Genomic DNA, 261 nt, shown 5'->3' on the forward strand with positions numbered 1-261 from the left:
TGCCCAAGGGATTTCTACTTCCCCGCGCAGTAAGTCCTTGACTGTACAAATGCCTTCTTCTGGCACTTTGATACGAATCACGTGTGGCTCACCTGCAGCAAGGCGGCTTTGGATTTCTTCAGCAGATTATTTTAAACCACGACCATCGTACTTTGGTGTTTCACCACGTGCCTGTTGTTCTGCACGCATTTTATCCAACTCTTCAATAGTTTCAAAGCAGTTTAATTATTGATGTTTTTTATACAAATCAAGTGCATATTG

1 pseudogene is annotated in these 261 nt (G+C 42.1%); it reads right to left on the reverse strand.

Annotated elements, in window-relative coordinates:
• Positions 1–261, reverse strand: a pseudogene (locus tag ACG9ZB_RS17485) (glutamate--tRNA ligase family protein); the annotation flags it as partial.

The sequence above is a fragment of the Acinetobacter johnsonii genome (assembly GCF_048551975.1).
Classification (GTDB): Bacteria; Pseudomonadota; Gammaproteobacteria; order Pseudomonadales; family Moraxellaceae; genus Acinetobacter; species Acinetobacter johnsonii_A.